The organism is Acidovorax sp. (assembly GCF_046291265.1).
In the GTDB taxonomy this organism is placed as follows: domain Bacteria; phylum Pseudomonadota; class Gammaproteobacteria; order Burkholderiales; family Burkholderiaceae_C; genus Acidovorax.
In genome coordinates this window covers 31,267-55,954 of record NZ_JBKBTV010000020.1, presented here as the reverse complement: position 1 = coordinate 55,954, position 24,688 = coordinate 31,267, and the positions used below count along the sequence as shown (strand labels likewise).

Sequence of the window (24,688 nt, the reverse complement as noted above, 5' to 3'; positions counted from 1 at the left end):
CATCGATAGGCTTGAACCATGTCAATGTTTCGACCCGGTGCGCCAACCTCACTGCCCGAGCACCTGCCTGACGTTCCGCTGGCCATCGGGCTTGCCATGCAGCCCACCGTGTTGCTGCTGGACGACCCGCAGGAGTGGTTGGCGTTTGGTCGTCCCTGCACCTCGGCGGGCAACCCCTTGGCAGCGGCGGCCGATACATCTACCCCCGCAGACCCGACGTCGCAGTTCTGGGATTCGCACGTGGTGCTGGAAGGCATGCACTGCGCGGCCTGTGCCCTGACCATTGAAGACGCATTGCGCGCCGTGCCCGGTGTGTTGCAGGCCGATGTGAGTGCTGCTACGCGCCGTGCGCGGGTGGTGTGGAACCCCGGGCAGGTGCGCCCCTCGGCCTGGATCGAGGCGGTGCAGAAAGCGGGCTATAGCGCCATGCCCGCGATGGATGCGTTTGCGCGGGGGCAGCGCTTGCGAGAGAACCGCCGTGCCCTGTGGCGCTGGCTGGTGGCGGGCTTTTGCATGATGCAGGTGATGATGTACGCGTGGCCCGCGTATGTAGCGCAGCCCGGCGACCTGACGGGCGAGATGGAGCAATTGCTGCGCTGGGCCTCCTGGGTCATCACGCTGCCCATGGTGGTGTTCTCTTGCGGGCCGTTCTTCACCAGCGCGCTGCGCGACATCCGCCTGCGCCGCGTCAGCATGGACCTGCCCGTGGCCCTGGGCATGGCCATCACGTTTGTGGTCAGCACGGCGGGCACGTTCGACCCCGCAGGCATCTTCGGCAAGGAGGTGTACTACGACTCGCTGACCATGTTCGTGTTCTTTCTGCTGACTGGCAGGTGGCTGGAACTGCGCCTGCGCGACCGCACGGCGGGTGCACTGGAGGCCGTGATGAACCGCCTGCCTGACAGCGTGGAGCGGCGCACGGCAGATGGCAGTTTTGAGCGCGTGGCCACGCGCCGCCTGATGGTGGGCGACACCATCCGTGTGCTGCCGGGCGAGGCTTTTCCGGCCGACGGACGCATCACCGTGGGCAACACACATGCCGATGAGGCACTGCTGACCGGTGAGTCGACGCCCGTGGCCCGCCCTGTGGGCAGCACCGTCACGGCGGGCAGCTACAACCTGCAGGCGCCCGTGGAGGTGCTGGTAGAGGGAACGGGAGGGCGAACGCGATTCGCGCAGATCGTGGCGCTGATGGAAAGCGCATCGCTGCAAAAGCCGCGTTTGGCGCAGCTGGCGGACCGCATTGCACGGCCGTTCCTGGTCGCCGTGCTTCTGGCGGCGGTATTGGCGGCGGTGTACTGGTGGCCTTCTGATCCGGGCCACGCGTTGATGGTGGCGGTGGCGGTGCTCATCGTTACCTGCCCGTGTGCGCTGTCGCTGGCCACGCCGGTGGCCATGTTGACGGCCGCGGGCACGCTGGCGCGCCACGGTGTGCTGGTGCGCAATCTGCAGGGGCTGGAGGCGCTGGCGGGTGTGGACACCGTGGTGTTCGACAAGACCGGCACGCTCACCCGGGACGGCATGGCGCTGCAGTCCGTGCACACCGCTCCGGGCTGGGCGGCCGACGAGGTGTTGTCGCTGGCCGCCGCCCTGGCGCGCCAATCCATGCACCCGGCATCGCGGGCCGTGGTGGCGGCTTCATTGTCTGCGTCGGCAGAGGGTGCGCGCTGGACTGTGGCCCAGTTGCATGAAGACGCCGGGCTGGGGCTGGTGGCCACGGTGAACGACACCACCGGTGTACATCCGCAGCGCCTCCTGCGGCTCGGCTCGGCCGTCCACGCTGGCGTGGCCGCGCACGAGGGGCGCGATGCGTTGCAAGTGGTGCTGGCAGAGCAGTTGGCTGATGGCCAAACCACCGAGTTGGCCCGGTTTGACCTGGTGGAGCATCTGCGCTCCGAGGCGCCATGGGTCGTCAACCTGCTGTCGCAAGAGGGCGTAGCCGTGCACTTGTTGTCGGGTGACCGCATGCGCGCTGTGCAGCGGGTGGCGGCGCAGGCAGGCATTGCACACGCGCAGGGCGAGTGCACGTCCCAAGGCAAGCTGGCGGCGTTGCAAGCCTTGCAGGCCGGTGGCCGCCGGGTGGCCATGGTGGGCGATGGGCTCAACGATGGGCCGGTGCTGGCCGGGGCCCATGTGTCTTTTGCGTTTGGCCGCGCCGTACCCCTGGCGCAATCGCAGGCCGACTTTGTGGTGCTGGGAGACAGCCTGGCGCTGGTGCTGCAAACGATGCTGCTGGCCCGCCGCACCTTGCGCGTGGTGCGACAAAACCTGTGGTGGGCGGCTGGCTACAACGCGCTGTGTGTGCCGCTGGCGGTGGTGGGCTGGATGCCCGCGTGGCTGGCCGGCCTGGGCATGGCGCTCAGTTCGCTGCTGGTGGTGCTCAATGCAGCGCGACTTGCGCGGGACTTGCCAGCACTGCCTTGTGCTGTGCCGACGAGCCCAGCCGTTCAGGGCGTTTCACTGCCCGGTAGCCTTTCAAAGACAACCCTGGAGCCCGTCTGATGGACATCCTTTATTTGCTGATTCCCCTGTCGGTTGTGCTGGTCCTGATGGTGATCGCAGGCCTTTGGTGGGCGGTGTACCACGGTCAGTTCGAAAGCGTCGAACAAGAAGGGGAGCGGATTCTCCGAGACGGTTGACTTGCGTCAATGTCCACAAGCCCCCAGTGCAACAAACTCCAACTGCAATACAACGAGGTGCCCGATGGATCTAGCAAAAACAAATGCTGCGCACTACAACGACACAGTGGTGCGGCAGTTCTCGATCATGGCCGTGGTGTGGGGGGTGGTGGGCATGCTGGTGGGCGTCTTTATCGCCGCCCAGCTGGCTTGGCCTGAACTCAACTTTGGCATTCCCTGGCTGAGTTATGGGCGCCTGCGCCCGTTGCACACCAACGCGGTGATTTTCGCCTTTGGCGGCAGCGCGTTGTTTGCCACCAGCTATTACGTGGTGCAGCGGACTTGCCAGGTCCGGCTGTTCGCGGGGCCGCTGGCGTCGTTCACGTTCTGGGGGTGGCAGGCGGTCATCCTGGCTGCAGTGGTCAGCCTGCCGCTGGGTTACACCCAGGGCAAGGAATACGCCGAGCTCGAATGGCCCATCGACGTTCTGATCACGCTGGTCTGGGTGTGCTACGCCATCGTGTTCTTCGGCACCGTCGGCATGCGCAAGGTCAAGCACATCTACGTGGCCAATTGGTTCTTTGGCGCGTACATCCTGGCCATCGCGTTGCTGCACATCGTCAACGGCGCGGCGATCCCCGCAAGTTTTCTGAAGAGCTATTCGGCCTACGCCGGTGTGCAGGATGCCATGGTGCAGTGGTGGTATGGCCACAACGCCGTGGGCTTTCTGCTGACGGCGGGCTTCCTGGGCATGATGTATTACTTCATCCCCAAGCAGGCTGGCCGTCCTGTGTACAGCTATCGGCTGTCCATCGTCCACTTCTGGGCGCTGATCTTCACCTACATGTGGGCGGGCCCCCACCACCTGCACTACACCGCTCTGCCCGACTGGACGCAATCAGTGGGCATGGTGTTCTCGCTGATCCTGCTGGCGCCCAGCTGGGGCGGGATGATCAACGGCGTGATGACCCTGTCGGGTGCCTGGCACAAGCTGCGCGACGACCCCATCCTGCGCTTTTTGATCGTGTCGCTGTCGTTCTATGGCATGTCCACGTTCGAAGGTCCGATGATGTCCATCAAGACCGTCAACGCGCTGAGCCATTACACCGACTGGACGGTGGGCCACGTGCATTCGGGGGCTCTGGGCTGGGTGGGTTTGATCACCATGGGCTCGCTGTATTACCTCGTGCCGCGCCTGTTCGGCAAGGACAAGATGCACTCCATCAAGGCGATTGAGCTGCACTTCTGGATGGCCACCATCGGCATCGTGCTGTACATCGCCGCCATGTGGATCGCCGGTGTGATGCAGGGCCTGATGTGGCGCGCCATCAACCCCGACGGCACGCTGACCTACACCTTTGTCGAAAGCGTCAAGGCGACCTATCCGTTCTACGTGATCCGCGTGGCCGGTGGCCTGTTGTATCTGGGCGGAATGATCGTGATGGCCTGGAACGTGTGGGTGACGGCGATCTCGGGTCGCTCGGTCAAGGTGGCTATTCCCGCGGTGAACGCGGCCCACGCCTGAGCCCCGAAGGAGAGATAACCCATGTCTGACAACAAACCATCTGCTTCTACCGGTTCCGCCGGTTCCGCCGGTTCAACCGGCTTCACCCATGAAAAGGTGGAGACCAACAACTTCCTGATGATCGTGCTGATCCTGCTGGTGATCGCCATTGGAGGCCTGGTAGAGATCGTGCCGCTGTTCTTCCAGAAGTCCACCACAGAGGCCGTCGAGGGTGTGGAGCCCTACACCTCGGTGCAGCTGATCGGCCGCGACGTGTACATCCGCGAGGGTTGCTACAACTGCCACTCGCAGATGATCCGCCCCTTCCGCGCCGAAACGCTGCGCTATGGCCACTATTCGGTGGCGGGCGAGTTTGTGTATGACCACCCCTTCCAGTGGGGCAGCAAGCGCACAGGCCCCGATCTGCACCGCGTGGGTGGCAAGTACAGCGATGAATGGCATCGCATCCACCTGAACAACCCCCGCGATGTGGTGCCAGAGTCGAACATGCCCGCTTACCCCTGGCTTGAAAAGAACCTGGTGGACCCCACGGATGTCGCTCCCCGCATGAAGGCGCTGCGCATGGTCGGCGTGCCGTACACCGACGAGCAGATTGCTGCGGCGCCTGCCGACGTGAAGGGCAAGACCGAAATGGATGCGCTCATCGCTTACCTGCAAGTCATGGGCCGCGCGCTCAAGTAAGCCCACCCAAGCAACACAGGAGATATCCCATGGACATCACCACCATGCGCATCGTGGCCACGCTGGCTTCAATGGCCTGCTTCATCGGCATCTGGGTGTGGGCCTACCGGGGCCGCAACAAGGCCCGGTTCGACGAGGCAGCGCAGCTGCCTTTCGAGACAGATTGATCTTCCTAAGAATGAGAACACCCCATGAGTGACTTCACCAGCAATTTCTGGTCGGTCTTTGTGACCACGCTGACCCTGGGCGGCATCATTGCCTGCGGCATTCTGCTGTGGTTGGCAGGCCGCAAGAAGGTCGTCGCCAACGCTGACAACACCACAGGCCACGTCTGGGACGAAGACCTGGTGGAGATGAACAACCCGCTGCCGCGCTGGTGGGTGTGGCTGTTTGTCATCACCATCATTTTTGGCCTGGGCTACCTGGCTGCCTACCCGGGTCTGGGCACCTTCACGGGTAAGCTGAACTGGACCCAGAAGGGCGAATACGAAGCCGAAATGGCCAAAGCCAAGACCGAGCTGGAGCCGCTGTACGCGCGCTTTGCCTCTATGAAGCCCGAAGACATTGCGGTGGACCCGCAAGCCCACGCCATTGGCGAGCGCCTGTTCATGAACAACTGCGCGCAGTGCCATGGGTCTGACGCACGCGGCAGCAAGGGCTTTCCGAATCTGGCCGACGGTGATTGGCTGCACGGTGGCGCCCCTGACAAGATCCGCGAGACGCTGGAGAAAGGCCGCATCGGCAACATGCCGCCCATGGCGGCTGCTGTGGGTTCGCCAGAAGACGTGCGCAACCTGTCGCACTATGTGCTAAGCCTCTCGGGCAGTCCGCACGACTCGCTGCGTGCTTCGCTGGGCAAGTCTAAGTTCACGGCCTGTGCAGCCTGCCATGGCATGGACGGCAAGGGCAACCATGCGCTGGGCGCGCCCAACCTGACGGATGACATCTGGCTGCACGGCTGGGGCGAGACGGCCATTGCCGCGATCATCAACAACGGCAAAGTCAATGAAATGCCCGCTCAGGCCGACAAGCTGACCGAAGCGCAGATTGGCGTGTTGGCAGCGTACGTCTGGGGCCTCTCTAACGGCAAGCAGGCGGCTGCGCGCTGAGGTCCGGGGCGGCGTTCGATGATCGCCCACGGCCCCGTTGAAAAAGTCCCCATCCAGCACAACGAATCGACACCACCATGAAGCCACCCAGCGAGCCCGCTCGCAAGGTCATTCCGATTGCGGCGGTTGCGTCCGACGCCTCCTCCGAAGGCGAAATCGTTTCTTTGTACGAGGCGCAAAAGAAGATCTATCCACGGTCTATCAGCGGGCTGTTTGCCCGCTGGCGCTGGGGCATGGTGTTTCTCACGCAACTGGTGTTTTACGGGCTGCCGTGGCTGGAATGGGGCCAGCGCCAGATGGTGCTGTTCGACCTGGGGGCTCGGCGGTTTTATATCTTTGGGCTGGTGCTGTATCCGCAGGATTTCATCTACCTGACGGGTTTGCTGATCATTTCGGCGCTGTCGCTGTTTTTGTTTACCGCAGTGGCAGGGCGGTTGTGGTGTGGGTTTGCCTGCCCGCAGACGGTCTATACCGAAATGTTCATGTGGATCGAGCACAAGATCGAAGGCGATCGCAGTGCCCGGCTGCGGCTGGACAAAGGCCCTTGGACGTTGGAGAAAGTACGCAAGAAGTTCTTCAAGCAGATCGCATGGCTGGCCGTAGCCTTCTGGACAGGCTTCACCTTTGTGGGCTACTTCGTCCCCATCCGCGAACTGGGCGGTGAGCTGCTGGCCTGGCAAGGCGGCTGGCAGATCTTCTGGGTGCTGTTCTACGGTTTTGCCACCTATGGCAATGCGGGCTACATGCGCGAACAGGTGTGCAAGTACATGTGCCCCTACGCCCGTTTTCAGAGCGCCATGTTCGACAAGGACACACTGATCGTGACCTACGACGTGGAGCGCGGAGAGCCCCGGGGCCCGCGCAACAAGTCGGTCGACTACAAAGCCAAAGGCCTGGGCGACTGCATTGACTGCACGCTGTGTGTGCAGGTCTGCCCCGTGGGCATCGATATCCGCAAAGGCCTGCAGTACGAGTGCATTGGTTGTGGCTTGTGCGTGGACGCGTGTGACACCGTGATGGACAAGATGCACTACCCGAAAGGGCTCATCCGGTTTTCGACGCAAAACGCTGTCGCCCAGCGCTGGAGCCAGTCGCAGATACTGCGGCGCGTGCTGCGGCCCCGTGTGTTGATTTACAGCGCCGTGCTGGTGGCTTTGTGTGTGGCCATGCTGGCCAGTTTGGTCACCCGCACGCCGCTCAAGGTGGATGTGGTGCGCGACCGCGCGGCCTTGTCTCGCATCGTGGCCGGGGGCAAGCTGGAGAACATCTACCGCCTGCAGATCATGAACGCCACCGAAGGCCCGCAGCGCTATCGCATCAGCGGCCGGGGTTTGCAGGGGCTGGAAGTCGCCTCGGAGACGGAGGTAGACATTGGCGCCGCTGAGTCTCGGTGGGTGGCCGTGCGGTTGCAGATTCCGTATGGCTCGGCCACGCCGGGCTCGCACGCGGTGCAGTTTGATGTGGAGGCCTTGGGCACTGCCGCCCATGTGTCCGAGAAGTCGGTATTTCTGGTGCCGCGGTAAGCGCACCCCGTGGAACGCCGCCTTTTGGGCCCCTGTTGCAAAGAGTTTGAATGCTTAATTTTTTGAGGAGTACACACCATGCCATCGACCCCCGCCATTGAGACACCGTCCGCACCGTGGTGGAAATTCGGCCATGTGTGGCTGATCATCTCCGGCCCCGCCATCGTGGTCGTTGCGGGCTTTGTCACTCTCTGGCTCGCAATTTCTCGGCCAGACCCCGTGGTGGCGGAGGACTATTACCGCCAGGGCATCGAGATCAACAAAACCTTGGAGAACCCGGAAAAGAGCATGGCTCCGGCCGTCAAAGGCCGCAACCACGCCGCCACCCCGGCGCAAGACCAACCTCGTTGACCATGAGCGGCACCTAACTCTTTTGGCTTCGCTGCCGCTTCTCGGTGGGCTGTCCGTAGTTCCTGCGCGGCCCGCCAGAAACGCTTCACTGAGTTTTGTTCGCTACTCCAAGTCCCGCGAACCACCCCACTTGGCCGACAGCACCGTGCTGCAAGCCGTACAAGGAGACTCCCCCTATGTGGACGCAACGTCTGATGTGGATTGCATGGCCCGCCTTTTTGATGGCGGGCGTATTGGAGATGCTGGTGTTTGCCATGGTCGATCCAGAGGATCTGCACTGGTTTGGCCAGCCGCTGGCGCTGTCACGCCAGGGCGTCTACACGCTGGCGTTTTTTGTGTTCTGGGCGATCACCATGGCCACCAGTGCGCTGACGACGCTGCTGGCGATGTCGCCCTTTGAGGTGAACCGGTGCCCAGTGCCTGATGGGGAGCGTCCGGACGATTGCCGCAATACCCATCCGTCCTGCCCATAAAAAATCCCCAGCAGCTCGCACGGGCTGCCGGGGCATTTTTCTTCTGGCTCAGTGGCAGGTTTGCTGGCTGTTCACGATGCGTTTCAGCGCATCGGTTTCCAGGATGCGCACGTGGCGTTGCTTGACTTCGACGATGCCTTCTTCCACGAACTTGGAGAACGTGCGGCTCACGGTTTCCAGCTTGAGCCCCAGGTAGCTGCCAATTTCTTCGCGGGTCATGCGCAGCACCAGTTCTGATTGTGAAAAACCGCGCGCATGCAGTCGCTGCACCAGGTTGAGCAGGAACGCCGCGAGGCGTTCTTCGGCGCGCATGCTGCCCAGCAAAAGCATCACGCCGTGCTCGCGCACGATCTCGCGGCTCATGATCTTGTGCACATGGTGCTGCAGCGCGGTCACTTCGCGCGAAAGTTCTTCGATGCGGTCAAACGGCATCACGCAGACTTCGGCGTCTTCGAGCGCAATGGCGTCGCAGGTGTGGTGGTCGTTCACGATGCCGTCCAGGCCAATGATTTCGCCGGCCATCTGAAAGCCCGTGACCTGATCGCGCCCGTCTTCAGTGGCGACACAGGTCTTGAAAAACCCCGTGCGAATCGCGTAGAGCGAGGTAAAGGTTTCACCGTTGCGAAACAGCGTACCGCCCCGCTTGATCTTGCGGCGCACGGCCACGATCTCGTCGATGCGCTGCAGCTGGTCGTCGTTCAGGCCCACGGGCATGCACAACTCGCGCAGGTTGCAGTTGGAGCAGGCGACTTTGATGGTGAGAGGGGTAACAGGGGTGAGCGAGGTCATGGGCGCGTGGGCAGGTTGGGTTTCGAGCAGATCGCGCCCGATGGTCAGAGCGCTGGCGCCCCGGGCTGCGGAATAGCGAATGATGTGAATCAAATTGTCGCCGTTCGGTCCGCGCCATCACTTGATGTGGATCAAGGACAGTAGAGGGAGCCTACGGCACAGTCGGTACGCATGCAAGGACATTTGCCCATGACCGCTGTTTCTCCTGATCTTCTGCGCCGTTTTGACGTGCCAGGCCCCCGCTACACCTCCTACCCCACGGCTGACCGGTTTGTGGAAGCGTTTGGACAGGATGACTATGTGCTGGCACTGCAGCAGCGCCGCCTGGGCACCACCGCCAAGGCGCTGCCTTTGTCGCTGTACGTGCACATTCCGTTTTGCGAATCGCTGTGCTACTACTGCGCCTGTAACAAGATCATCACCAAGCACCATGACCGCGCGGAGGTGTATCTGCGCTATCTCAGCCGTGAGATTGATCTGCACACTGCCCATTGCGGAACCGGGCAGGTGGTGAGCCAGTTGCACCTGGGGGGCGGCACCCCCACGTTTCTGTCGGATGCGGGCTTGCGTGAGCTGATGGTCATGCTGCAGCGCAGCTTCACGCTGGCTCCCGGCGGCGAATATTCGATTGAAGTGGACCCACGCACCGTCAACCCCGATCGTCTGGCTTTGCTGGCCGAGTTGGGTTTTAACCGGTTGAGCTTTGGCGTGCAGGACTTTGATGCAGAGGTGCAAAAAGCCGTGCACCGCGTACAGCCTGCCGAGCAGGTTTTTGCCTTGGTGGAGTCAGCGCGGTCGCTGGGGTTTGAGTCGATCAATGTGGACCTGATCTACGGCTTGCCGCGGCAGACGCCGGAGTCGTTTGACCGCACGCTGGCCCAGGTGGTGCAGCTTCGGCCAGATCGCATTGCGCTGTATGCGTACGCCCATTTGCCAGAGCGGTTCAAGCCCCAGCGGCGCATCATCTCGGCAGAGTTGCCCACCGCCTCTGGCAAGGTGTCGATGCTGTCGCGCTCGCTGGACGCCTTCATGGAGGCGGGCTATGTGTATGTCGGCATGGACCACTTTGCGCTGCCCACCGATGCACTGGCCGTGGCCAAGCGCCAGGGGCGCCTGCACCGCAATTTTCAGGGGTACAGCACCCAGCCAGACTGCGATTTGATTGGCCTGGGGGTGTCGGCCATTGGGCGCGTGGGCGCCACTTACAGCCAGAACGCCAAGACGCTGGACGAGTATTACGACTTTTTGGACCAGGGGCGTTTGCCCGTGGTGCGCGGTTTGGCCCTTACGCGCGATGACCTGGTGCGCCGGGCGGCCATCATGGCGTTGATGTGCCAGGGCGAGCTTTTGTTCGAGCCGATGGAGCAGGCCTGGCTGATCGACTTTCGCCACTATTTTTCTGCAGAACTTGAACAGCTGGAAGCCATGGCGGAGCAGGGCTTGGTGCGGGTGGGCGATGAGGGCATCGAAGTGACCGCCACCGGCTGGTTCTTTGTGCGCGGCATCGCCATGGTGTTTGACCGCTACCTGCAGGCAGATCGCAACCGGGCGCGGTTTTCGCGCATCATTTGACCGGGGTGGACCTTGTGGGTAAGCATGCTAATAAATTAATAGCACGTAGCGCCTGATATATAAGGACTTTAGGCTGTTTTTATATTGAAACCCAATAAATACTAGCGCTAGTAGCTATATTTTTTGATACACCCACCCCAAACCCAACTTCACCCATGCTGGTAGCACTCGCCTCGACGGCTTTGCTGATGGGACTCGCTGGAGGCGCCCACTGCCTGGTCATGTGTGCAGCACCCTGCGGCGCCTTGACGGGGCAGGGTAGTGCAGGGCAAGGTGCAGAGCAGACCGTGTACTGGGTGCCGCGCGGTGGTGTGGTCCGCCGGACGGCGGCGTTTCATGCCGGTCGCCTGGCGGGGTATGCCGCTGCGGGCGCCCTCGCAGCCTTGGCCATGGACAGCCTGGCGTGGCTCACGCAGCAAACCACCGCCTTGCGCCCTGTGTGGACCTTGATGCATGTGGCCATGATGGCCTGGGGTTTGATGATGCTGATCCAGTCGCGCCAGCCTGCCTGGGTCGAGCAGGCGGGGCGGGCGGTGTGGGGCCGCGTGCGTCCCCTGGTTGGCGCACCGGCCGGTGTGCTGGTGGCTGGTTTTCTGTGGGCGTTGATGCCGTGTGGCCTTCTGTATTCGGCCTTGTTGGTCGCGGCCCTGAGCGGCGGCCCGATGGAAGGGGCGTTGACGATGGCTTTGTTCGGTGTCGGCAGCGGCGTGTGGCTGGTCAGCGGCCCGTGGGCATGGAGCCGCCTCAAAGGCCGCCTTGATGCCGCCCGCGCGCAATGGGGCACCCGGGTGGCGGGTGGTTTGCTGTGTGCCGTGGCGGTTTGGGCCCTGTGGTTTGACCTGATCTACAAGCCGTCGCTCTGGTGCCGTTAGCCAGCAGGCCTGAGGCCATTGCGGCGCGTAGGGGGAATGCAACGGGCTAGGGGCTTGCCCTGACAGGGCATCGTGGTGCGCTGCGGAAAATGTCACGCAAGTGTTGCCTGGCCGCCGCGGTGTCCCGGGCGCTTCACGGAGAAGCCTCTGGAACTGGGGATAATCTGTGTAACCATTGGTGGCATTGAAGTCTCCATGTTACGTGTCCGCCCGAAGTGAACTCCTCCATCCTCATCGACATCAGCCAACTGCGTGTCGGCATGTTCATCCAGCTCGATGTGGGCTGGATGCACCACCCGTTCCCGGTGAGCAGCTTCAGGGTGGCGTCGCTTGAGCAGATCGCAACCCTGCGAGAGCTTGGGTTGACCGAGGTGCGCTATGTCCCCAAGAAAAGTGATCCGGATCTGAAAGAACTGGTCCCTGCCGCCTGGAGCGTGCCGGAGATGGTGGCGCCGGTGTCTAACGGGCTGGATGCGCCCAGCGTTGCCGCTGCGGTCGACCACGAAGCCGTGCGCAGGCGCGAACTGCTGGAGGCCCAGAACCGGTCTCTGGCCGCCTGCAATCAACGGTTTACCGAGGCCACCCGGCAATACCAGTCTCTGGAGCGCGCGGTGTCTGAGCACCCCGACCAGGCGCGAACCAAAGGCGATGCCCTGGTTTCGGGCTGTGTGTCTGAATTGCTCGAAAACGGCGATTCCGTCATCCGGCTGCTGTCTGAAGGGGTGGGCGAGCGCAACGCCTTGCACCCCATCAATGTGATGGTGATCTCCCTGTTGCTGGGCCGCTCTTTGGGCATGAAGAGCGCCGAGTTGCATGACCTGGGCGTCTCGGCGCTGATCCACGACCTGGGCAAACTCAAGCTGCCGCCCAATCTGAGGCAACCCACGCCTTCGATGATTCCGATGGAACGGTCCCGGTATGAGACGCATGTGGGCGAGTCGGTGGCGTTTGCCATGCGCATGGGGCTGACGGACGCAGTGCTCACCGCCATCGCGCAACACCATGAGATGGCGGATGGCAGTGGTTTCCCTCTGCGGCTGAAGGGGCCTGCTCTCAGCCGCAATAGCCAGGTGCTTGCGTTGGTCAACCGCTATGACCGCATGTGCAACCCCGCCAACGGGGTGGATGCGTTGACGCCCCATGAGGCCTTGTCCGTCATTTTTGCGCAGCTGAAAGCGCGGTTTGATTCTGTGGTGCTGGGTGCTTTCATCCGCATGATGGGGGTGTATCCGCCCGGTTCCATCGTGCAATTGGTCAATGACCGGTATGCCATCGTTGCGTCGGTCAACTCATCGCGCCCCTTGCGCCCCAAGGTCATCGTTCACGACTCGCGGGTTCCCAAGGACGAAGCACCGATTCTGGACCTGGAAACCATGCCGGAGCTGGGCATCCGGCGCAGCCTCAAGCCTGCTCAGTTGCCGCGCGATGCGCTCGACTATCTCTCTCCTCGGCAACGCATCTGCTACTTTTTTGAGCGAGCCGTCAATCCGGGTCCTGAAGAGGCGGATGCGTGACCGATAGGCAACCCCACGCGTGGCTTGACGGACTGCTGGAAGCGGTTTGGCTGGTCGATGAAGGCAGTCTGGTCATCCTGCACGCCAACGAATCCGCCCAGTGCCTGGCAGGACTGCCGCTTGCCGCGATGGTGGGCGTACCCGTGTTCACTCTGGCTGCCACGCCGCAGGACCAGGCGTTCTGGGGGGAGCCCGCAGACGTGGTGGCAGCGGGCATCCATTCGCACACCAGCCTGCTGCGCGCCGATGGTGTGCTGGTGCCGGTCGAGCGGCGTGTCACCCGTGTGCCGACAGGCGCAGACGCGGGCACCGTTTTCATGGTCACCATGCTGGACCGCAGCGTGCAGGACGCCACCGAGCGCGAACTGGAAACGCTGCTGTCCGAACTGCGGGCCACATTGGATTCCGCGGCCGACGGGATGCTGGTGTGCAGCCTGGACAACCAAGTGCGCGCCTTCAATCAGCGGCTGGCGCAGTTGTGGAACATCCCGCGCGAAAGGCTGCTGGAGCGCGATGACGCTGCGGTTTATGCGCACATGGCCAGCCAGGTCGTGGATGCGCGCCACTATGCAGACCGCTTGGCCGCTATCGCTCGCGAGCCCATGCAGGAGAGCACGGACATCATCGAATTGCGCAGCGGCGTGGTGCTTGAGATGCGCACCGTGCCGCAGTTCAGCCAGGGACGGCCCGTGGGGCGCGTGTATTCGTACCGCGACGTCACACGCCAGACCGAGATACAAGCCAGCCTGCGCTTGGCGGCCCGCGTGTTCGAGTCCAGCCTGGATGCCATATTCATCGCCGACAGCCAGCACCGCGTGCTGCGCATGAACCCGGGGTGCGAGCGCTTGGTGGGGCCCTCTGCCAAGGCGTTTGAAGGCTGCATGGCCGCCTCATTGTTTGGGGGCGGCTCCGATGCCACCTTCATGGAGCAGGTGCTGCAAGGTTGGGCCGATGACGGTTTTTGGGAAGGCGAACTTTGGTTGCCGCGCGATAACGGCGCCTATTGCGCGGTGCAGTTGTCGTGGGTGGCTTTGCGAGACGACGAAGGGCGTCTGGTGCAGAGCATCGGCTTCATGCGCGACCTCACCCTGCAACATGCCGCGCAAAAACGCATCGAAGAACTGGCCTACAGCGACGTGCTGACGGGCCTGCCCAATCGCCTGCTGTTGTCGCAGCGCGTGGACACGGCCATTCAGGGCGCGCGCCAGAGCGACACGGGTTTTGCGATCCTCTTTCTGGATCTGGACCGGTTCAAGATCATCAACGATTCGCTCGGTCACCCGTTTGGTGACCGCGTGCTGCAACTGGTGGCAGAGCGCCTGCAAACCTGCCTGCGCCAGACCGACATGTTGTGTCGACTAGGGGGGGATGAGTTTGTCATCTACCTGCATGGCGGCGATGCGGTGGTGGCCGAAAGCGTCGCGCGCCGCATTCTGGACGACATGCTCAAGCCCTTCACGCTCGACAGCATGGGGTTCTCTATTCAGTGCAGCATCGGCATGGCGCTGTACCCGCAGGACGGTGCCACGCTCGATGATCTGATCAAGCAAGCCGATACCGCCATGTACCGGGTGAAGGAGCGGGGTCGTGGCAGCTATGGCTTCTATCAGCCGCAGATGAACGCGAACCTGCTTTCACGCATGCAGATGGAGCATGCAATGCGGCAGGCGCTGGGCTTGCATCGCATGGCCGTGCACTACCAGCCCCAGGTCAACATGGCGACCGGGCGCATCACCGGCGCCGAGGCCCTGATTCGCTGGACCGATCCGGAGTTTGGTGCGGTATCGCCTGCCCAGTTCATTCCGCTGGCCGAGGAGTCGGGCTACATCGTCACCCTGGGCGCCTGGGTGATGGAGCAATCCGTGCGGGAGGCGGCCGTGTGGATGCACAGCGGCACGCCCATCATGATCTCAGTCAACGTGTCGGCACTGGAGTTTAGGCAGCCCGATTTTGTGGAGCGCATCACCAGGCTGCTGGCCGTGCACCAGTTGCCACCTACGCTGTTGGAGCTGGAGTTAACGGAAACCATTTTGTTGCAGGACGCGCAGGAGATGGAGCAGCGGGTGCGCGTGTTGGCAGACCTGGGCATTGGCCTGGCCATCGACGATTTCGGCACGGGGTATTCAAGCCTGGCCTACCTCAAGAAGCTGCCGATCCACAAGCTCAAGATCGACCAGTCGTTTGTGCGCGGCCTGCCCGACGACGAGGGCGACCGCGCCATCGTGAGCGCCATCATCAGCATCGGTCGTGCCATGCACATCGAGGTGGTGGCCGAAGGTGTCGAAACGGAGACCCAACAGGCCGTGCTGCAAACCATGCAGTGTGATCACTATCAGGGGTTTTTGTGTGCGCCAGGATTGCCGGCCGAAGCGTTTCGGGCCTTGCTCAATAAGCCGTTGCCGTTGAAGGCTCAGGGCAAACGCAGTCCGTTGAAAACCTGACGCAGATGTGAGCGTGAGCGCTGGGCGATCCGCTCATAATTCCGCTGCCTGGAGAGCTGCCCCCGCAGCGATGTGCAGCAAAGCGATGCATTCGCTGATCCACCACTCAATCAGCCAATCACCCTCAGGCTGCCGTGACACCCTTCCACAGCATGTAGGCGGCAAGTCCGAACAGCAAGGTGGCGAACACCCGCTTGAGTTGTTTGACTGGCAAGCTGTGCGCTGCCTTGGCGCCCAGTGGAGCGGTCAGTACGCTGCAGGTGGCGATCACCGCAAGCGCGGGCAGCCAGATATAGCCCAGCGATGCAGGGGGCAAATTGGCCACGTTCTGTCCGCTGATCACGTAGCCCACCACGTTCGCCAGCGCAATCGGAAACCCGAGTGCAGCACTGGTGGCCACTGCATAGTGAATGGGCACGTTGCACCAGGTCATGAAGGGCACGCTCACAAAACCCCCGCCAGCGCCCACCAGTCCTGACAAAAATCCGATCACACCACCCGCCGCTACCTGGCCCGCACCGCCAGGCATCTGGCGCGCAGGCGCAGGCTTTTTGTCCAAAAACATTTGCGTGGCCGAGAAGCTGACGAACAGCCCAAAGAAAATGGCCAGAAACGACCCCTTGAGCAACGCAAACACCCCCAGGCTGGCAATGATGCCGCCCAGAACGATGCCGGGGGCCAGTCGCTTGACGATGTCCCACTGCACCGCGCCGCGCTTGTGGTGCGCGCGCACGCTGGAGATGGACGTGAACATGATGGTGGCCATGGAGGTCGCGATGGCCATCTTCACCGCCAGATCAGGCGCCACCTGCTGGCTACCCAGGATGTAGGTCATGAACGGCACCAGCAGCATGCCACCGCCAATGCCCAGCAAACCAGCCAGAAAGCCCGTGGCAAGCCCGAGCACACCGAGTTCAACGATCAGAAGAGGGTCCAGCATGGCGCGAAGAAAAAGAGAAGGAAATGAAACGGGAGACGGCGAGGGGAGGCGCGATGCGCCCTGTCGGTGCGGTGGCGGTCAATGAAAACGGTGACAGGGGCATGGGAAAAGAAGGTGTCTGCGAATGCCACCGGGCCCTCATCCTGAACCGGGGGTTCAGGTGGGCGAGGGCAGCCTAGCGTTGGGTTCATCTAACGCGAGATGATCACGCTCGCCAAGGCGATATACCAAGCCCGAGCTCGTTGAGCATTGGTTCAAGGAAATATAAAGCCCGGCGGCACCGCAGACGACTTGATTGTAGGCGCTCGTGGCGTTGGCTGCAGTTGCGGGGGCATGTAAAGACCGTAAGTCCATGCAGCGTTTTACGTCGGCTGAACCTGCGCCGGACATGTGCTGCCAGGGTCGACATCAGAACGTGAACTGAGCCCGTTCCGTTCTTCAAGCAGGTCTTACAACAGCCGACCGTCGTCGCCCAGTGCTTGGTCCAGGCGCTCCACCAGCGTTTGCAGGCGCTGGTTGTCGCCGTCGGGCAACAAGGATTCTTGTTCGTGGGTTTTGGCGCCAACGGCTGGGGTGGCGCGCGAGGCCGCGGCACCGGCTGCAAGGTCTGCAGCCTCGCGGTCTGCGATTTCAAACGCAAGGTTCAGGGCTGCCAGCACCGCAATGCGTTCGCGGGCGCGGACCTTGCCACCATCGCGGATGCGCGTCATTGCGGTGTCCACGCGCTCCACGGCGTCGAGCAAGCGGCTCTCGTGGCCTTCGGGGCAGGTCAGCAGGTAGCTTTGCTGCAGGATCTGCACCTCGATTTGCTTCATTCGGTTTCCTTCGTGATCGGCGCGGCGGCGGGGAGGCGCTCAAGCAGGGCATCGACACGTGCGCGTGCCGCGCTGAGGCGCGATTTGAGAGAGTCACGCTCGTGCGTCAGTGCGGCCACCTGGTCGGTCAACAACGCATTGGTGCGCTGCAGCTCAGCGTGGCGCAACAGGAGGCGTTCGACGCGCTCGGCGATCTGGTCGGTAGTGGACGGTGTTGCCATACAGCCGTCGATTGTAGGGTTGCGTGTTGTAAACGGTCGTAAAATCCCGCTGTTGGTGCTCGCGGTGTGGTTCACATGCCGCAGTTCAACGGGAAGCAGGGAGGAGCCACCACACATGGTGCCCCCAGCCTGCGCTGCCCCCGCAACGGTCAGCGGACGAATCATCCGATTCTCTCTCCATCCATACGCCACTGAGCGCCTTGAACAAGCGCATGGGAAGGCATTGGGGGGTGTTCCGCCAGCCCGGATACCGGCCAACACGGTGGTTGCGTGCGCCCATTTTTTGGGTGGACTCGGCCGTATCACCCATTTGCTGGCGGGGAGGCCAGCTCGGGTTTGTTTGTTGACGATGATCCCCATGAAAATCCGTACCTCTCGTGCGCGCCTTGTTGCGCCGCTGTTCCTGCGTCCCGCCTTGGGTGCTTTTGCCGTGGTGACCGCCTGTGCCGCGCACGCGCAGCAGGCCGATGCCTCCGCCCCCGTGCAACTGGCGCAAAACCTGCGCGCTCCTTCCCTGGCTGAAACCGTGGTGACCGCCACCCGCACGCCCCAGCCGCTGTCGGACCTGGTGGCTGATGTGACGGTGCTCGACCGCGAAACCATCGAGACCAGCGGGGCCACCGGCCTGGCCGATGTGCTGGCACGTGTGCCCGGTATCGAGATCTCGCGCAACGGCGGCCCCGGCACTACCACCAGCGTGTTTTTGCGGGGCGCGGAATCTCGCTTCACGGCTGTTTATATCGACGGCGTGCGCATGGACTCGCAGTCCACTGGCGGTGCGGCGTGGGAGTCGATTCCGCTGGCATTGATCGACCGCATTGAAGTGCTGCGCGGCCCGGCCGGTGCGGTGTATGGCTCGGACGCCATGGGCGGCGTGGTGCAGATCTTCACCAAACGTGGCGAGCGCGGTATTGCGCCCTATGTGGGAGTGGGCATTGGCAGCCATGGCACTTACAAGGCAGAAGCCGGAGTGAGCGGTGCCAGCGGCACCATTGACTATGCGTTTGGCATTGCACGCGAGCAGAGCAAAGGCTTCAATGCCCGCACCACCGCCACGGCCAACCCTGACCGCGATGGATACGAAAGCACCTCGGCGAACGCACGGGTGGGCCTGCAGATCAACGCCACGCACCGCCTGGAGGGAACGCTGCTTGTCAACGACATGGAAAGTGGATACGACACCAGCCCGGTCAACGACGACCGCAACCTGCACAAGCTGCATGCGCTGGGCCTGAACTGGCAGGCGCAGTGGACCACGGCGTACAAGACCCGCTTGCAGATCACGGATTCGCGCGACAAGTACGAAACCAAACCCTCCATCTATCTGAGCGACACGCACCTGCGCGGCTACCTGTTCCAGAACGAATGGCGCCAGGGCGCGCACCTGTTGACGGCCGCGCTGGAGCGCCGTGAAGACAATCTGGAAAACGCCCCCATCGACCGCACGCGATCGCAAGACGCCATTGCGCTGGGCTACGGCTACAGCGCAGGCGGCCACACGCTGCAAGCCAATGTGCGCCATGACTCTGACAGCGAATTCGGCGGCAAAGGCACTGGCAGCCTGGCCTACGGCTACGCCTTTGCGCCGCGGTGGCGTGCCACCGCCTCGGTGGGCACCGCGTTCCGCGCGCCCACGCTGTACCACCGTTTCAGCGAATACGGCACGGGTTCACTCAACCCCGAGAGCAGCCGCAACGTTGAAGTGGGCCTGCGCTGGGCGGAAGGCAGCAGCAGCTTCTCGGCCACGGCCTACCGCAACCGCGTGCAGGACCTGATCACGTTCGGTGCTCCCGGCCCCTGCCCATCGACCTTCGGTTGCTACACGAACACCGCGCGGGCCGAATACAAAGGCGTGACGCTCGCGGGTTCGTACCGTGTGGGTGCAGTGCAGTTGCGCGGCTCCATGGACTTCCAGCGCCCGCGCGATCTGGATACCGGCAAGCAGCTGCGTCGCCGTGCCACGCGCCACGCCACTTTTGGCGCGGACACCCAGGTGGCGGGCTGGACGGTGGGAACCGAGGTGCAAGCCTCGGGCCGCCGCTTTGACAACGACGCCAATACGCTCACGCTGGGCGGCTACACGTTGGTCAACCTGTATGCCAGCACCCGCATCGCCCGCGACTTCACGCTGGTGGCGCGCATCGACAACCTGGTCGACAAACACTACGAGACGGCCCGCACCTACGCGACCCCTGGACGCGTTGCGTATGTCGGGGTGAAGTGGGCGCCGCAGTGAAAGGCCTGATGGCCCCTACGCTCCCGCACTGCGTGTCGTCGCTGCCCCCCGAGGGGGCTGGGTTTCTCCTTGGGGCGGCCCGGCGGAGAAACTGGGCCCCCACGCTCCCGCACTGCGTGTCGTCGCTGCCCCCCAAGGGGGCGCTCGCAGCTTGGGGCGGCCCGGCGCTGCTCGGCTTGGCCCCCACGCTCCCGCACTGCGTGTCATCTCAGCGGACACCGTGGGCGCCGCATTTGGTTTCAGAGAGAGGTAGAGAGGAAGAAGAATGGTCGCCCCAGCACGTTGCCCAGCGATCCTGATCGCTGCCCCGGCATCGGGCCAGGGAAAGACCACCGTCACCGCGGCCCTGGCGCGGTTGCATGCGCGCCAGGGTCGACGGGTGCGGGTGTTCAAGTGTGGGCCGGACTTTCTGGACCCGCACTGGCACCAACTGGCCAGTGGCGCCCCGGTGCACCAACTCGACCTGTGGATGACGGGCGAGGCGGATTGCGCCCAGCGCCTGCATGACGCTGCGCAGTCTTCGGACCTGATCCTGATTGAAGGTGTGATGGGCCTGTTTGACGGCACCCCGAGCGCTGCGGACTTGGCGCAGCACTTTGGTGTGCCTGTGCTCGCGGTGGTTGATGCCTCGGCCATGGCGGGTACCTTTGGCGCGCTGGCGTTTGGCCTGCGCCACTACCGCTCCGGTCTGCCTTGGGCGGGCGTGCTGGCCAACCGCGTAGGCAGTGCGCGCCATGCCGACATGCTGCAGGGTGGCCTGCAAGATGCTGACGACTGGATGGGGGCGCTGATGCGGGTGCAGCCCACGAGCAATGCGCCCACAGCAGGCAAGGCCGGTGCAGCGCTGCTGCCTGAGCGCCATCTGGGCCTGGTGGCCGCGCACGAGCTGGGCGACAGCCGGGAGCGGCTGGACGCTGCGGCCGACGCGCTGGCGGCTACGCCCTTGGGCCAAATGACGTTGGACGACCTGCAGCGCTGGGCCGTGGACTTTCCGGCACCCGCCGTGGCAGAGGCCGTGCCGCCCCTGCTGGTGGGCCGCACGGTGGCGGTAGGGCGCGATGCGGCGTTCTGCTTCATCTATGCCGCCAATGTGCAATGCCTCGAACAGATGGGCGCACGCGTGGAGTTCTTCTCGCCCCTGCACGATGCCGCACTGCCCCATTGCGATGCTGTGTGGCTGCCCGGCGGCTACCCCGAGCTGCACACCCCGCAAATCGCCACCAACACCGGCATGCAAGCCAGCCTGCGCGCCCATGTCGCCGCAGGCAAACCCCTGTGGGCCGAGTGCGGCGGCATGATGGCGCTGTTCGAATCCATCACCCTGGCCGATGGCAGCACAGCCCCGCTGTGGGGGCTGCTGCCCGGTCGTGTGACCATGCAGAAACGCCTGGCTGCGCTCGGGCCGCAGCAACTGGCGGTGGCGGGGCACACCCTGCGCGGCCACACCTTCCATTACTCCACCAGCGAAAGCAATGCGCCTGTGGTGACCCGCACGGCCCGCCCGAACGAGGCGGTTACGCCGGATGCGGGTGAAGCGCTTTACCAGCAGGGCAGCATCCACGCCAGCTACTTCCATGCGTGGTTCCCGTCCAGCCCTGAGGCCGTGGCGCATCTGTTGAGAGGCGTCTCGGCATGACTCTGGCCCCGCACTCCATCGCCACCGAACTCATCCTGGGCGGCCAGAAAAGCGGCAAGTCGCGCCGCGCCGAGCTGCTGGCGCGCGACTGGCTGGCGCAGTCCAGCAACCACCGCGCCGTGCTCATCGCCACAGGGCAAGCCTGGGACGACGAGATGCGCGAGCGCATCGCCCGCCACCAGCGTGACCGCGCGGAACGGGTGCCGGGGCTGCAAACGGTGGAAGAGCCGCACGATGTGGCCGCTGCCGTGGCGTTGCACAGCACGCCGCATACGTTGGTGGTGGTGGACTGCCTCACGCTGTGGCTCACCCACTGGACCATGCCCATGGGCTGTGAAGACATGGATTTAAAGCAGAAACAGGCTCTAGCGCTTGATTGGCAAGCGCAAGCAGCTATGTTTTTGGTAGCAGTTCGGAAATCCCCTGGCCCCGTTGTTCTGGTGGGCAACGAAATTGGCCTGGGGGTCATCCCGATGGGGCGCGAGGTGCGCGCTTTTGTGGATGCGCTGGGAACGCTTAACCAGCAAGTCGCCCAGGTGTGCCCCCGTGTCACGCTGATGGCAGCCGGGCTGCCCCTCACTTTGAAAGAACCGTGCTGATGAAACCAACCCCCGTGCGCCGCATCCTGTGGGTGATTGCGATTCTTGTTGTACTGGGCCTGCTCATGGCGGGGCTGGCGCAAGCGCAACCGGTGCAGATCACCGACGACCGGGGCCGCGTCGTCTCGCTGCCGCGGCCGCCGCAGCGCATCGTCAGCCTGTTGCCGTCGTTGACCGAAAGCGTGTGCGAGCTGGAGCAATGCCATCGTCTGGTGGGGGTAGACCGCTACTCCAACTGGCCCGAAGCCGTGATCGACAAGCTGCCCAAGGTGGGTGGCGGGCTGGATCCCAGCATCGAGGCCGTGGTGGCCCTCAAGCCCGATGTGGTGTTGTTGTCCGTCAGCTCGCGCGCCAGCGACCGCCTGGAGGCGCTGGGGCTGACCGTGGTGGCACTGGAGCCCAAAACCCATGCGGACGTGCGCCGCGTGTTGGGCACGGTGAGCGACCTGCTGGGCGTGCCCCGCGCGCAGGGCTCTGACCGCCTCTGGCGTGTGATCGATGCGGGCGTGTTGGCGGCGGCGCAATCGCTGCCGCCCAAGGCCAAAAATGCGCGCGTGTATTTCGAAGTGAGCCGTGGGCCCTATGCGGCGGGCGAGGCCTCGTTCATCGGCGAGTCGCTCATCCGTCTGGGCGTTCGCAACGTGGTGCCAGCGTCGCTCGGGCCATTTCCGCGCTTGAACCCTGAGTTCGTGGTCCGCGCCAATCCCGACATCATCATGATCGGCAACCGCAGCATGCAGGCCATGGTGCCGTACCCCGGCTGGGCCAGCATGCGTGCGATCCGCGACAACCGGCTGTGCGTGTTTGGCCCCGGTGATTCGGACGTGGTGGTGCGCCCCGGCCCCCGCATGGCCGAAGCCGCCCGCATCATGGCGCGCTGCCTGGTAGACAAAGCTCCATGACCCGCGTTGCCATGGATTTGCCAACAGGTTCCGCCCGCCGCCGCGCGGCATGGTGCGGCGCCTGGCTGCTGCTGGCCAGCGTGGTGCTGGCGCTGACCGGGGTGGGCGTGGGCAGCACCGGTTTTGACAGCGTGCTGCACATGGGGGGCGACCCCGTGGCCTGGCAGATCGTGTGGGACATCCGCCTGCCGCGCACGCTGGGTGCCTGGCTGGCGGGCGCGTTGCTGGGCCTGTCGGGTGCGGTGGCGCAGGGGCTGTTTCGCAACCCGTTGGCCGACCCGTACCTGCTGGGCAGCGCCTCGGGCGCGGCGCTGGGCGGGGCGGTGGCCATGGCGCTTTTCGGTGTGTCGCCGGTGGCCGCGCAGTGGCTGGCGCGCATTGGTATCACCGGCATGGCGTTTTTGGGCGCGGCGGGGGCCGTAGTGCTCACGCTGCTGCTCGCCAAGGGCGTGCAGCACACGCTGCGGCTGCTGCTGGCGGGCGTCATTGTGGGCGTGGTGCTGGGCGCGCTGCGCGATCTGGTGGAGCTGGCTTCGCCCGACATCTTGCAGGCCATGCAAGCCTTCACGCTGGGTAGCACTGCTTTCGTGGGCTGGGCGGCCTGCCTGCTCATGGCGGTGGCATGGGGATTGTGTTCGGTGGTCGCCTGGATGCTGGCACGCGCGCTCGACGGGCTCACGCTGGGCGAGGCCACGGCCGCCAGCCTGGGCCTGCCGCTCATGCCCATGCGCGTGGGGCTGGTGGCCGCCATGGCGCTGGCCACCGGCACTGCGGTGGCGCAGACAGGTTTGATCGCGTTTGTGGGTCTGGCCGCGCCGCACCTGGTGCGGTCCATCGTGCGGGTGACACACGAGCGGCACATCGTCCTCTCCAGCCTGATGGGCTCGGTGCTGCTGCTGGCGGCCGACATCCTGGCGCGTTGGCTGCTGGCGCCGCAGGAGCTGCCGGTGGGCGTGCTCACGGCGGCGCTGGGCGGCACCTACCTGCTGTGGCTCATGCACCGGCGTACGTCGCAGGGTGGTGCACTATGAATTTAATAGCTATTGGCGCTTATGGAATAAGCGCTAGCATCGGAAATCACTTGATATTGCCAGGCATAGAACTGCAATTGCCCGCTGGGCGCTGGACCAGCATCGTCGGTCCCAATGGTGCGGGCAAGTCCACCCTGCTCAAGGTGCTGGCGGGCCTGTTGCCGCGCGCTGCGGTGCAGGGTGAAGTGCGGCTGCTGGGCCGCCCGCTGGCACAGATCCCCGCGCGCGAACGTGCCCGGCAACTCGCCTGGCTGGGGCAGAACGAAGGCTCTGCCGACGACCTCACGAGCTACGACGTGGCCATGCTGGGCCGTCTGCCGCACCAGGCCTGGCTGGCCCCGCCGGGTGCGGCCGACCACGCGGCCGTCGAGCAGGCGCTGCGCACCACGCAGGCCTGGGACTGGCGGCACCGCCCGCTGTCGCAACTGTCGGGCGGCGAGCGCCAGCGTGTGCTGCTGGCCCGGGCTCTCGCGGTGCAGGCGCAGGTGCTGCTGATGGATGAACCCCTGGCCAACCTCGACCCACCCCACCAGACCGACTGGCTGCACACCATGCGCGCGCTGGTGGAGGCGGGCGGCACGGTGGTCAGCGTGCTGCACGAGGTGTCGCTGGCGCTGCAGGCCGACGACATGGTGGTGATGGCACAGGGCCGCGTGCTGCACCAGGGCGCCTGCGATGCGCCCGCCACCCACGCCGCGCTGGAGAGCGTGTTTGACCACCGCATCCATGTGCGGCATCTGGACGGCATGTGGATGGCGCTGCCATCGCTGCGGCGCAAGAGCCACGATGAGTCGGCGTGAACCACTTGAACCGTTCACTGAACGTAGTCGAAGTGCCGCG

General features: G+C 64.0%; 23 protein-coding genes and 1 riboswitch. Of the genes, 19 read left to right on the top strand and 4 right to left on the bottom strand.

The window, feature by feature from the left end; all coding sequences use genetic code 11:
- Positions 1 to 96: 96 nt before the first annotated feature.
- The 9 genes from ACK41V_RS10160 (at position 97) to ACK41V_RS10120 (ending at position 8,280) form a co-directional block, all read left to right on the top strand.
- Positions 97 to 2,502: a heavy metal translocating P-type ATPase gene (locus ACK41V_RS10160; protein WP_409781563.1), complete on the top strand. Its 2,406-nt coding sequence runs from the start codon at positions 97 to 99 to the stop codon at positions 2,500 to 2,502.
- On the top strand, positions 2,502 to 2,639 hold the full coding sequence (ccoS, locus tag ACK41V_RS10155; protein ID WP_409781508.1) for a cbb3-type cytochrome oxidase assembly protein CcoS: 138 nt from the start codon (positions 2,502 to 2,504) through the stop codon (positions 2,637 to 2,639). Before ACK41V_RS10160 ends, ccoS begins: the two co-directional genes overlap by 1 nt.
- A gap of 64 nt (positions 2,640 to 2,703) precedes the next feature.
- On the top strand, positions 2,704 to 4,143 hold the full coding sequence (gene ccoN, locus ACK41V_RS10150) for a cytochrome-c oxidase, cbb3-type subunit I (protein ID WP_409781506.1): 1,440 nt from the start codon (positions 2,704 to 2,706) through the stop codon (positions 4,141 to 4,143).
- 21 nt (positions 4,144 to 4,164) lie between these two features.
- Positions 4,165 to 4,824: a cytochrome-c oxidase, cbb3-type subunit II gene (gene ccoO / locus ACK41V_RS10145; protein ID WP_409781503.1), complete on the top strand. Its 660-nt coding sequence runs from the start codon at positions 4,165 to 4,167 to the stop codon at positions 4,822 to 4,824.
- A gap of 29 nt (positions 4,825 to 4,853) precedes the next feature.
- The gene (locus ACK41V_RS10140) at positions 4,854 to 4,991 is read left to right on the top strand and encodes a CcoQ/FixQ family Cbb3-type cytochrome c oxidase assembly chaperone (protein WP_015014811.1); all 138 of its coding nucleotides are present in this window, start codon (positions 4,854 to 4,856) and stop codon (positions 4,989 to 4,991) included.
- A 24-nt stretch (positions 4,992 to 5,015) separates the two neighbouring features.
- On the top strand, positions 5,016 to 5,933 hold the full coding sequence (gene ccoP, locus ACK41V_RS10135; protein ID WP_409781499.1) for a cytochrome-c oxidase, cbb3-type subunit III: 918 nt from the start codon (positions 5,016 to 5,018) through the stop codon (positions 5,931 to 5,933).
- 77 nt (positions 5,934 to 6,010) lie between these two features.
- The gene (gene ccoG, locus ACK41V_RS10130) at positions 6,011 to 7,456 is read left to right on the top strand and encodes a cytochrome c oxidase accessory protein CcoG (protein WP_409781497.1); all 1,446 of its coding nucleotides are present in this window, start codon (positions 6,011 to 6,013) and stop codon (positions 7,454 to 7,456) included.
- Between the two features lie 78 nt (positions 7,457 to 7,534).
- A complete protein-coding gene (locus ACK41V_RS10125) occupies positions 7,535 to 7,807 on the top strand; it encodes a FixH family protein (protein WP_409781494.1) in 273 nt (90 codons plus the stop codon).
- 176 nt (positions 7,808 to 7,983) lie between these two features.
- Positions 7,984 to 8,280 carry a hypothetical protein gene (locus ACK41V_RS10120; protein ID WP_409781491.1) on the top strand — a complete coding sequence of 99 codons (297 nt, stop codon included), beginning with the start codon at positions 7,984 to 7,986 and terminating at the stop codon, positions 8,278 to 8,280.
- Between the two features lie 48 nt (positions 8,281 to 8,328).
- Here ACK41V_RS10120 and fnr read toward each other — a convergent pair whose 3' ends face one another.
- A complete protein-coding gene (fnr, locus tag ACK41V_RS10115) occupies positions 8,329 to 9,069 on the bottom strand; it encodes a fumarate/nitrate reduction transcriptional regulator Fnr (RefSeq protein ID WP_409781560.1) in 741 nt (246 codons plus the stop codon).
- 189 nt (positions 9,070 to 9,258) lie between these two features.
- Between fnr and hemN the strand changes: the two genes are divergently transcribed.
- The 4 genes from hemN to ACK41V_RS10095 all read left to right on the top strand — a co-directional run bounded on the left by hemN (position 9,259) and on the right by ACK41V_RS10095 (position 15,468).
- Positions 9,259 to 10,641 (top strand): oxygen-independent coproporphyrinogen III oxidase, encoded by a 1,383-nt coding sequence (gene hemN, locus ACK41V_RS10110; RefSeq protein WP_409781488.1) that lies wholly within the window; start codon positions 9,259 to 9,261, stop codon positions 10,639 to 10,641.
- 155 nt (positions 10,642 to 10,796) lie between these two features.
- Positions 10,797 to 11,513, top strand: a complete 717-nt coding sequence (locus ACK41V_RS10105; RefSeq protein ID WP_409781485.1) for a sulfite exporter TauE/SafE family protein — start codon at positions 10,797 to 10,799, stop codon at positions 11,511 to 11,513.
- A gap of 215 nt (positions 11,514 to 11,728) precedes the next feature.
- A complete protein-coding gene (locus ACK41V_RS10100) occupies positions 11,729 to 13,027 on the top strand; it encodes an HD-GYP domain-containing protein (protein WP_409781482.1) in 1,299 nt (432 codons plus the stop codon).
- Complete coding sequence (locus ACK41V_RS10095; RefSeq protein ID WP_409781479.1) at positions 13,024 to 15,468, top strand: EAL domain-containing protein; 2,445 nt, start codon at positions 13,024 to 13,026, stop codon at positions 15,466 to 15,468. Before ACK41V_RS10100 ends, ACK41V_RS10095 begins: the two co-directional genes overlap by 4 nt.
- A 124-nt stretch (positions 15,469 to 15,592) precedes the next feature.
- On the opposite strand, the gene ACK41V_RS10090 is transcribed toward ACK41V_RS10095, so the two are convergent.
- From ACK41V_RS10090 to ACK41V_RS10080, 3 genes are all read right to left on the bottom strand, one after another.
- Entirely contained in the window at positions 15,593 to 16,408 is an 816-nt protein-coding gene (locus ACK41V_RS10090; protein ID WP_409781476.1) for a sulfite exporter TauE/SafE family protein, read from the bottom strand.
- Between the two features lie 449 nt (positions 16,409 to 16,857).
- Complete coding sequence (locus ACK41V_RS10085; RefSeq protein WP_409781474.1) at positions 16,858 to 17,223, bottom strand: cell division protein ZapA; 366 nt, start codon at positions 17,221 to 17,223, stop codon at positions 16,858 to 16,860.
- Positions 17,220 to 17,444 carry a DUF904 domain-containing protein gene (locus ACK41V_RS10080; protein WP_409781471.1) on the bottom strand — a complete coding sequence of 75 codons (225 nt, stop codon included), beginning with the start codon at positions 17,442 to 17,444 and terminating at the stop codon, positions 17,220 to 17,222. The genes ACK41V_RS10085 and ACK41V_RS10080 overlap by 4 nt, the downstream gene beginning before the upstream one ends.
- A gap of 36 nt (positions 17,445 to 17,480) precedes the next feature.
- A riboswitch (cobalamin riboswitch) is annotated at positions 17,481 to 17,718 on the top strand.
- A gap of 84 nt (positions 17,719 to 17,802) precedes the next feature.
- On the opposite strand from ACK41V_RS10080, the gene ACK41V_RS10075 reads away from it, so the two are divergent.
- The 6 genes from ACK41V_RS10075 to ACK41V_RS10050 all read left to right on the top strand — a co-directional run bounded on the left by ACK41V_RS10075 (position 17,803) and on the right by ACK41V_RS10050 (position 24,648).
- The gene (locus ACK41V_RS10075) at positions 17,803 to 19,680 is read left to right on the top strand and encodes a TonB-dependent receptor domain-containing protein (protein ID WP_409781468.1); all 1,878 of its coding nucleotides are present in this window, start codon (positions 17,803 to 17,805) and stop codon (positions 19,678 to 19,680) included.
- Between the two features lie 265 nt (positions 19,681 to 19,945).
- Positions 19,946 to 21,316, top strand: a complete 1,371-nt coding sequence (locus tag ACK41V_RS10070) for a cobyrinate a,c-diamide synthase (RefSeq protein WP_409781465.1) — start codon at positions 19,946 to 19,948, stop codon at positions 21,314 to 21,316.
- On the top strand, positions 21,313 to 21,915 hold the full coding sequence (locus tag ACK41V_RS10065) for a bifunctional adenosylcobinamide kinase/adenosylcobinamide-phosphate guanylyltransferase (protein WP_409781462.1): 603 nt from the start codon (positions 21,313 to 21,315) through the stop codon (positions 21,913 to 21,915). Before ACK41V_RS10070 ends, ACK41V_RS10065 begins: the two co-directional genes overlap by 4 nt.
- Entirely contained in the window at positions 21,915 to 22,817 is a 903-nt protein-coding gene (locus ACK41V_RS10060; RefSeq protein ID WP_409781459.1) for an ABC transporter substrate-binding protein, read from the top strand. The genes ACK41V_RS10065 and ACK41V_RS10060 overlap by 1 nt, the downstream gene beginning before the upstream one ends.
- The gene (locus tag ACK41V_RS10055; protein ID WP_409781457.1) at positions 22,814 to 23,848 is read left to right on the top strand and encodes a FecCD family ABC transporter permease; all 1,035 of its coding nucleotides are present in this window, start codon (positions 22,814 to 22,816) and stop codon (positions 23,846 to 23,848) included. The genes ACK41V_RS10060 and ACK41V_RS10055 overlap by 4 nt, the downstream gene beginning before the upstream one ends.
- Entirely contained in the window at positions 23,845 to 24,648 is an 804-nt protein-coding gene (locus ACK41V_RS10050; RefSeq protein ID WP_409781454.1) for an ABC transporter ATP-binding protein, read from the top strand. The genes ACK41V_RS10055 and ACK41V_RS10050 overlap by 4 nt, the downstream gene beginning before the upstream one ends.
- The last annotated feature ends 40 nt before the right edge of the window (positions 24,649 to 24,688 follow it).

Bases quoted from the DNA above. Each gene is read 5' to 3' on its own strand.
- ACK41V_RS10160 (WP_409781563.1), top strand. From the start codon at position 97: ATGCAGCCCACCGTGTTGCTGCTGGACGACCCGCAGGAGTGGTTGGCG.
- ccoS (WP_409781508.1), top strand. From the start codon at position 2,502: ATGGACATCCTTTATTTGCTGATTCCCCTGTCGGTTGTGCTGGTCCTG.
- ccoN (WP_409781506.1), top strand. From the start codon at position 2,704: ATGGATCTAGCAAAAACAAATGCTGCGCACTACAACGACACAGTGGTG.
- ccoO (WP_409781503.1), top strand. From the start codon at position 4,165: ATGTCTGACAACAAACCATCTGCTTCTACCGGTTCCGCCGGTTCCGCC.
- ACK41V_RS10140 (WP_015014811.1), top strand. From the start codon at position 4,854: ATGGACATCACCACCATGCGCATCGTGGCCACGCTGGCTTCAATGGCC.
- ccoP (WP_409781499.1), top strand. From the start codon at position 5,016: ATGAGTGACTTCACCAGCAATTTCTGGTCGGTCTTTGTGACCACGCTG.
- ccoG (WP_409781497.1), top strand. From the start codon at position 6,011: ATGAAGCCACCCAGCGAGCCCGCTCGCAAGGTCATTCCGATTGCGGCG.
- ACK41V_RS10125 (WP_409781494.1), top strand. From the start codon at position 7,535: ATGCCATCGACCCCCGCCATTGAGACACCGTCCGCACCGTGGTGGAAA.
- ACK41V_RS10120 (WP_409781491.1), top strand. From the start codon at position 7,984: ATGTGGACGCAACGTCTGATGTGGATTGCATGGCCCGCCTTTTTGATG.
- fnr (WP_409781560.1), bottom strand. From the start codon at position 9,069: ATGACCTCGCTCACCCCTGTTACCCCTCTCACCATCAAAGTCGCCTGC.
- hemN (WP_409781488.1), top strand. From the start codon at position 9,259: ATGACCGCTGTTTCTCCTGATCTTCTGCGCCGTTTTGACGTGCCAGGC.
- ACK41V_RS10105 (WP_409781485.1), top strand. From the start codon at position 10,797: ATGCTGGTAGCACTCGCCTCGACGGCTTTGCTGATGGGACTCGCTGGA.
- ACK41V_RS10090 (WP_409781476.1), bottom strand. From the start codon at position 16,408: ATGCTGGACCCTCTTCTGATCGTTGAACTCGGTGTGCTCGGGCTTGCC.
- ACK41V_RS10085 (WP_409781474.1), bottom strand. From the start codon at position 17,223: ATGAAGCAAATCGAGGTGCAGATCCTGCAGCAAAGCTACCTGCTGACC.
- ACK41V_RS10080 (WP_409781471.1), bottom strand. From the start codon at position 17,444: ATGGCAACACCGTCCACTACCGACCAGATCGCCGAGCGCGTCGAACGC.
- ACK41V_RS10075 (WP_409781468.1), top strand. From the start codon at position 17,803: ATGAAAATCCGTACCTCTCGTGCGCGCCTTGTTGCGCCGCTGTTCCTG.
- ACK41V_RS10070 (WP_409781465.1), top strand. From the start codon at position 19,946: ATGGTCGCCCCAGCACGTTGCCCAGCGATCCTGATCGCTGCCCCGGCA.
- ACK41V_RS10065 (WP_409781462.1), top strand. From the start codon at position 21,313: ATGACTCTGGCCCCGCACTCCATCGCCACCGAACTCATCCTGGGCGGC.
- ACK41V_RS10060 (WP_409781459.1), top strand. From the start codon at position 21,915: ATGAAACCAACCCCCGTGCGCCGCATCCTGTGGGTGATTGCGATTCTT.
- ACK41V_RS10055 (WP_409781457.1), top strand. From the start codon at position 22,814: ATGACCCGCGTTGCCATGGATTTGCCAACAGGTTCCGCCCGCCGCCGC.
- ACK41V_RS10050 (WP_409781454.1), top strand. From the start codon at position 23,845: ATGAATTTAATAGCTATTGGCGCTTATGGAATAAGCGCTAGCATCGGA.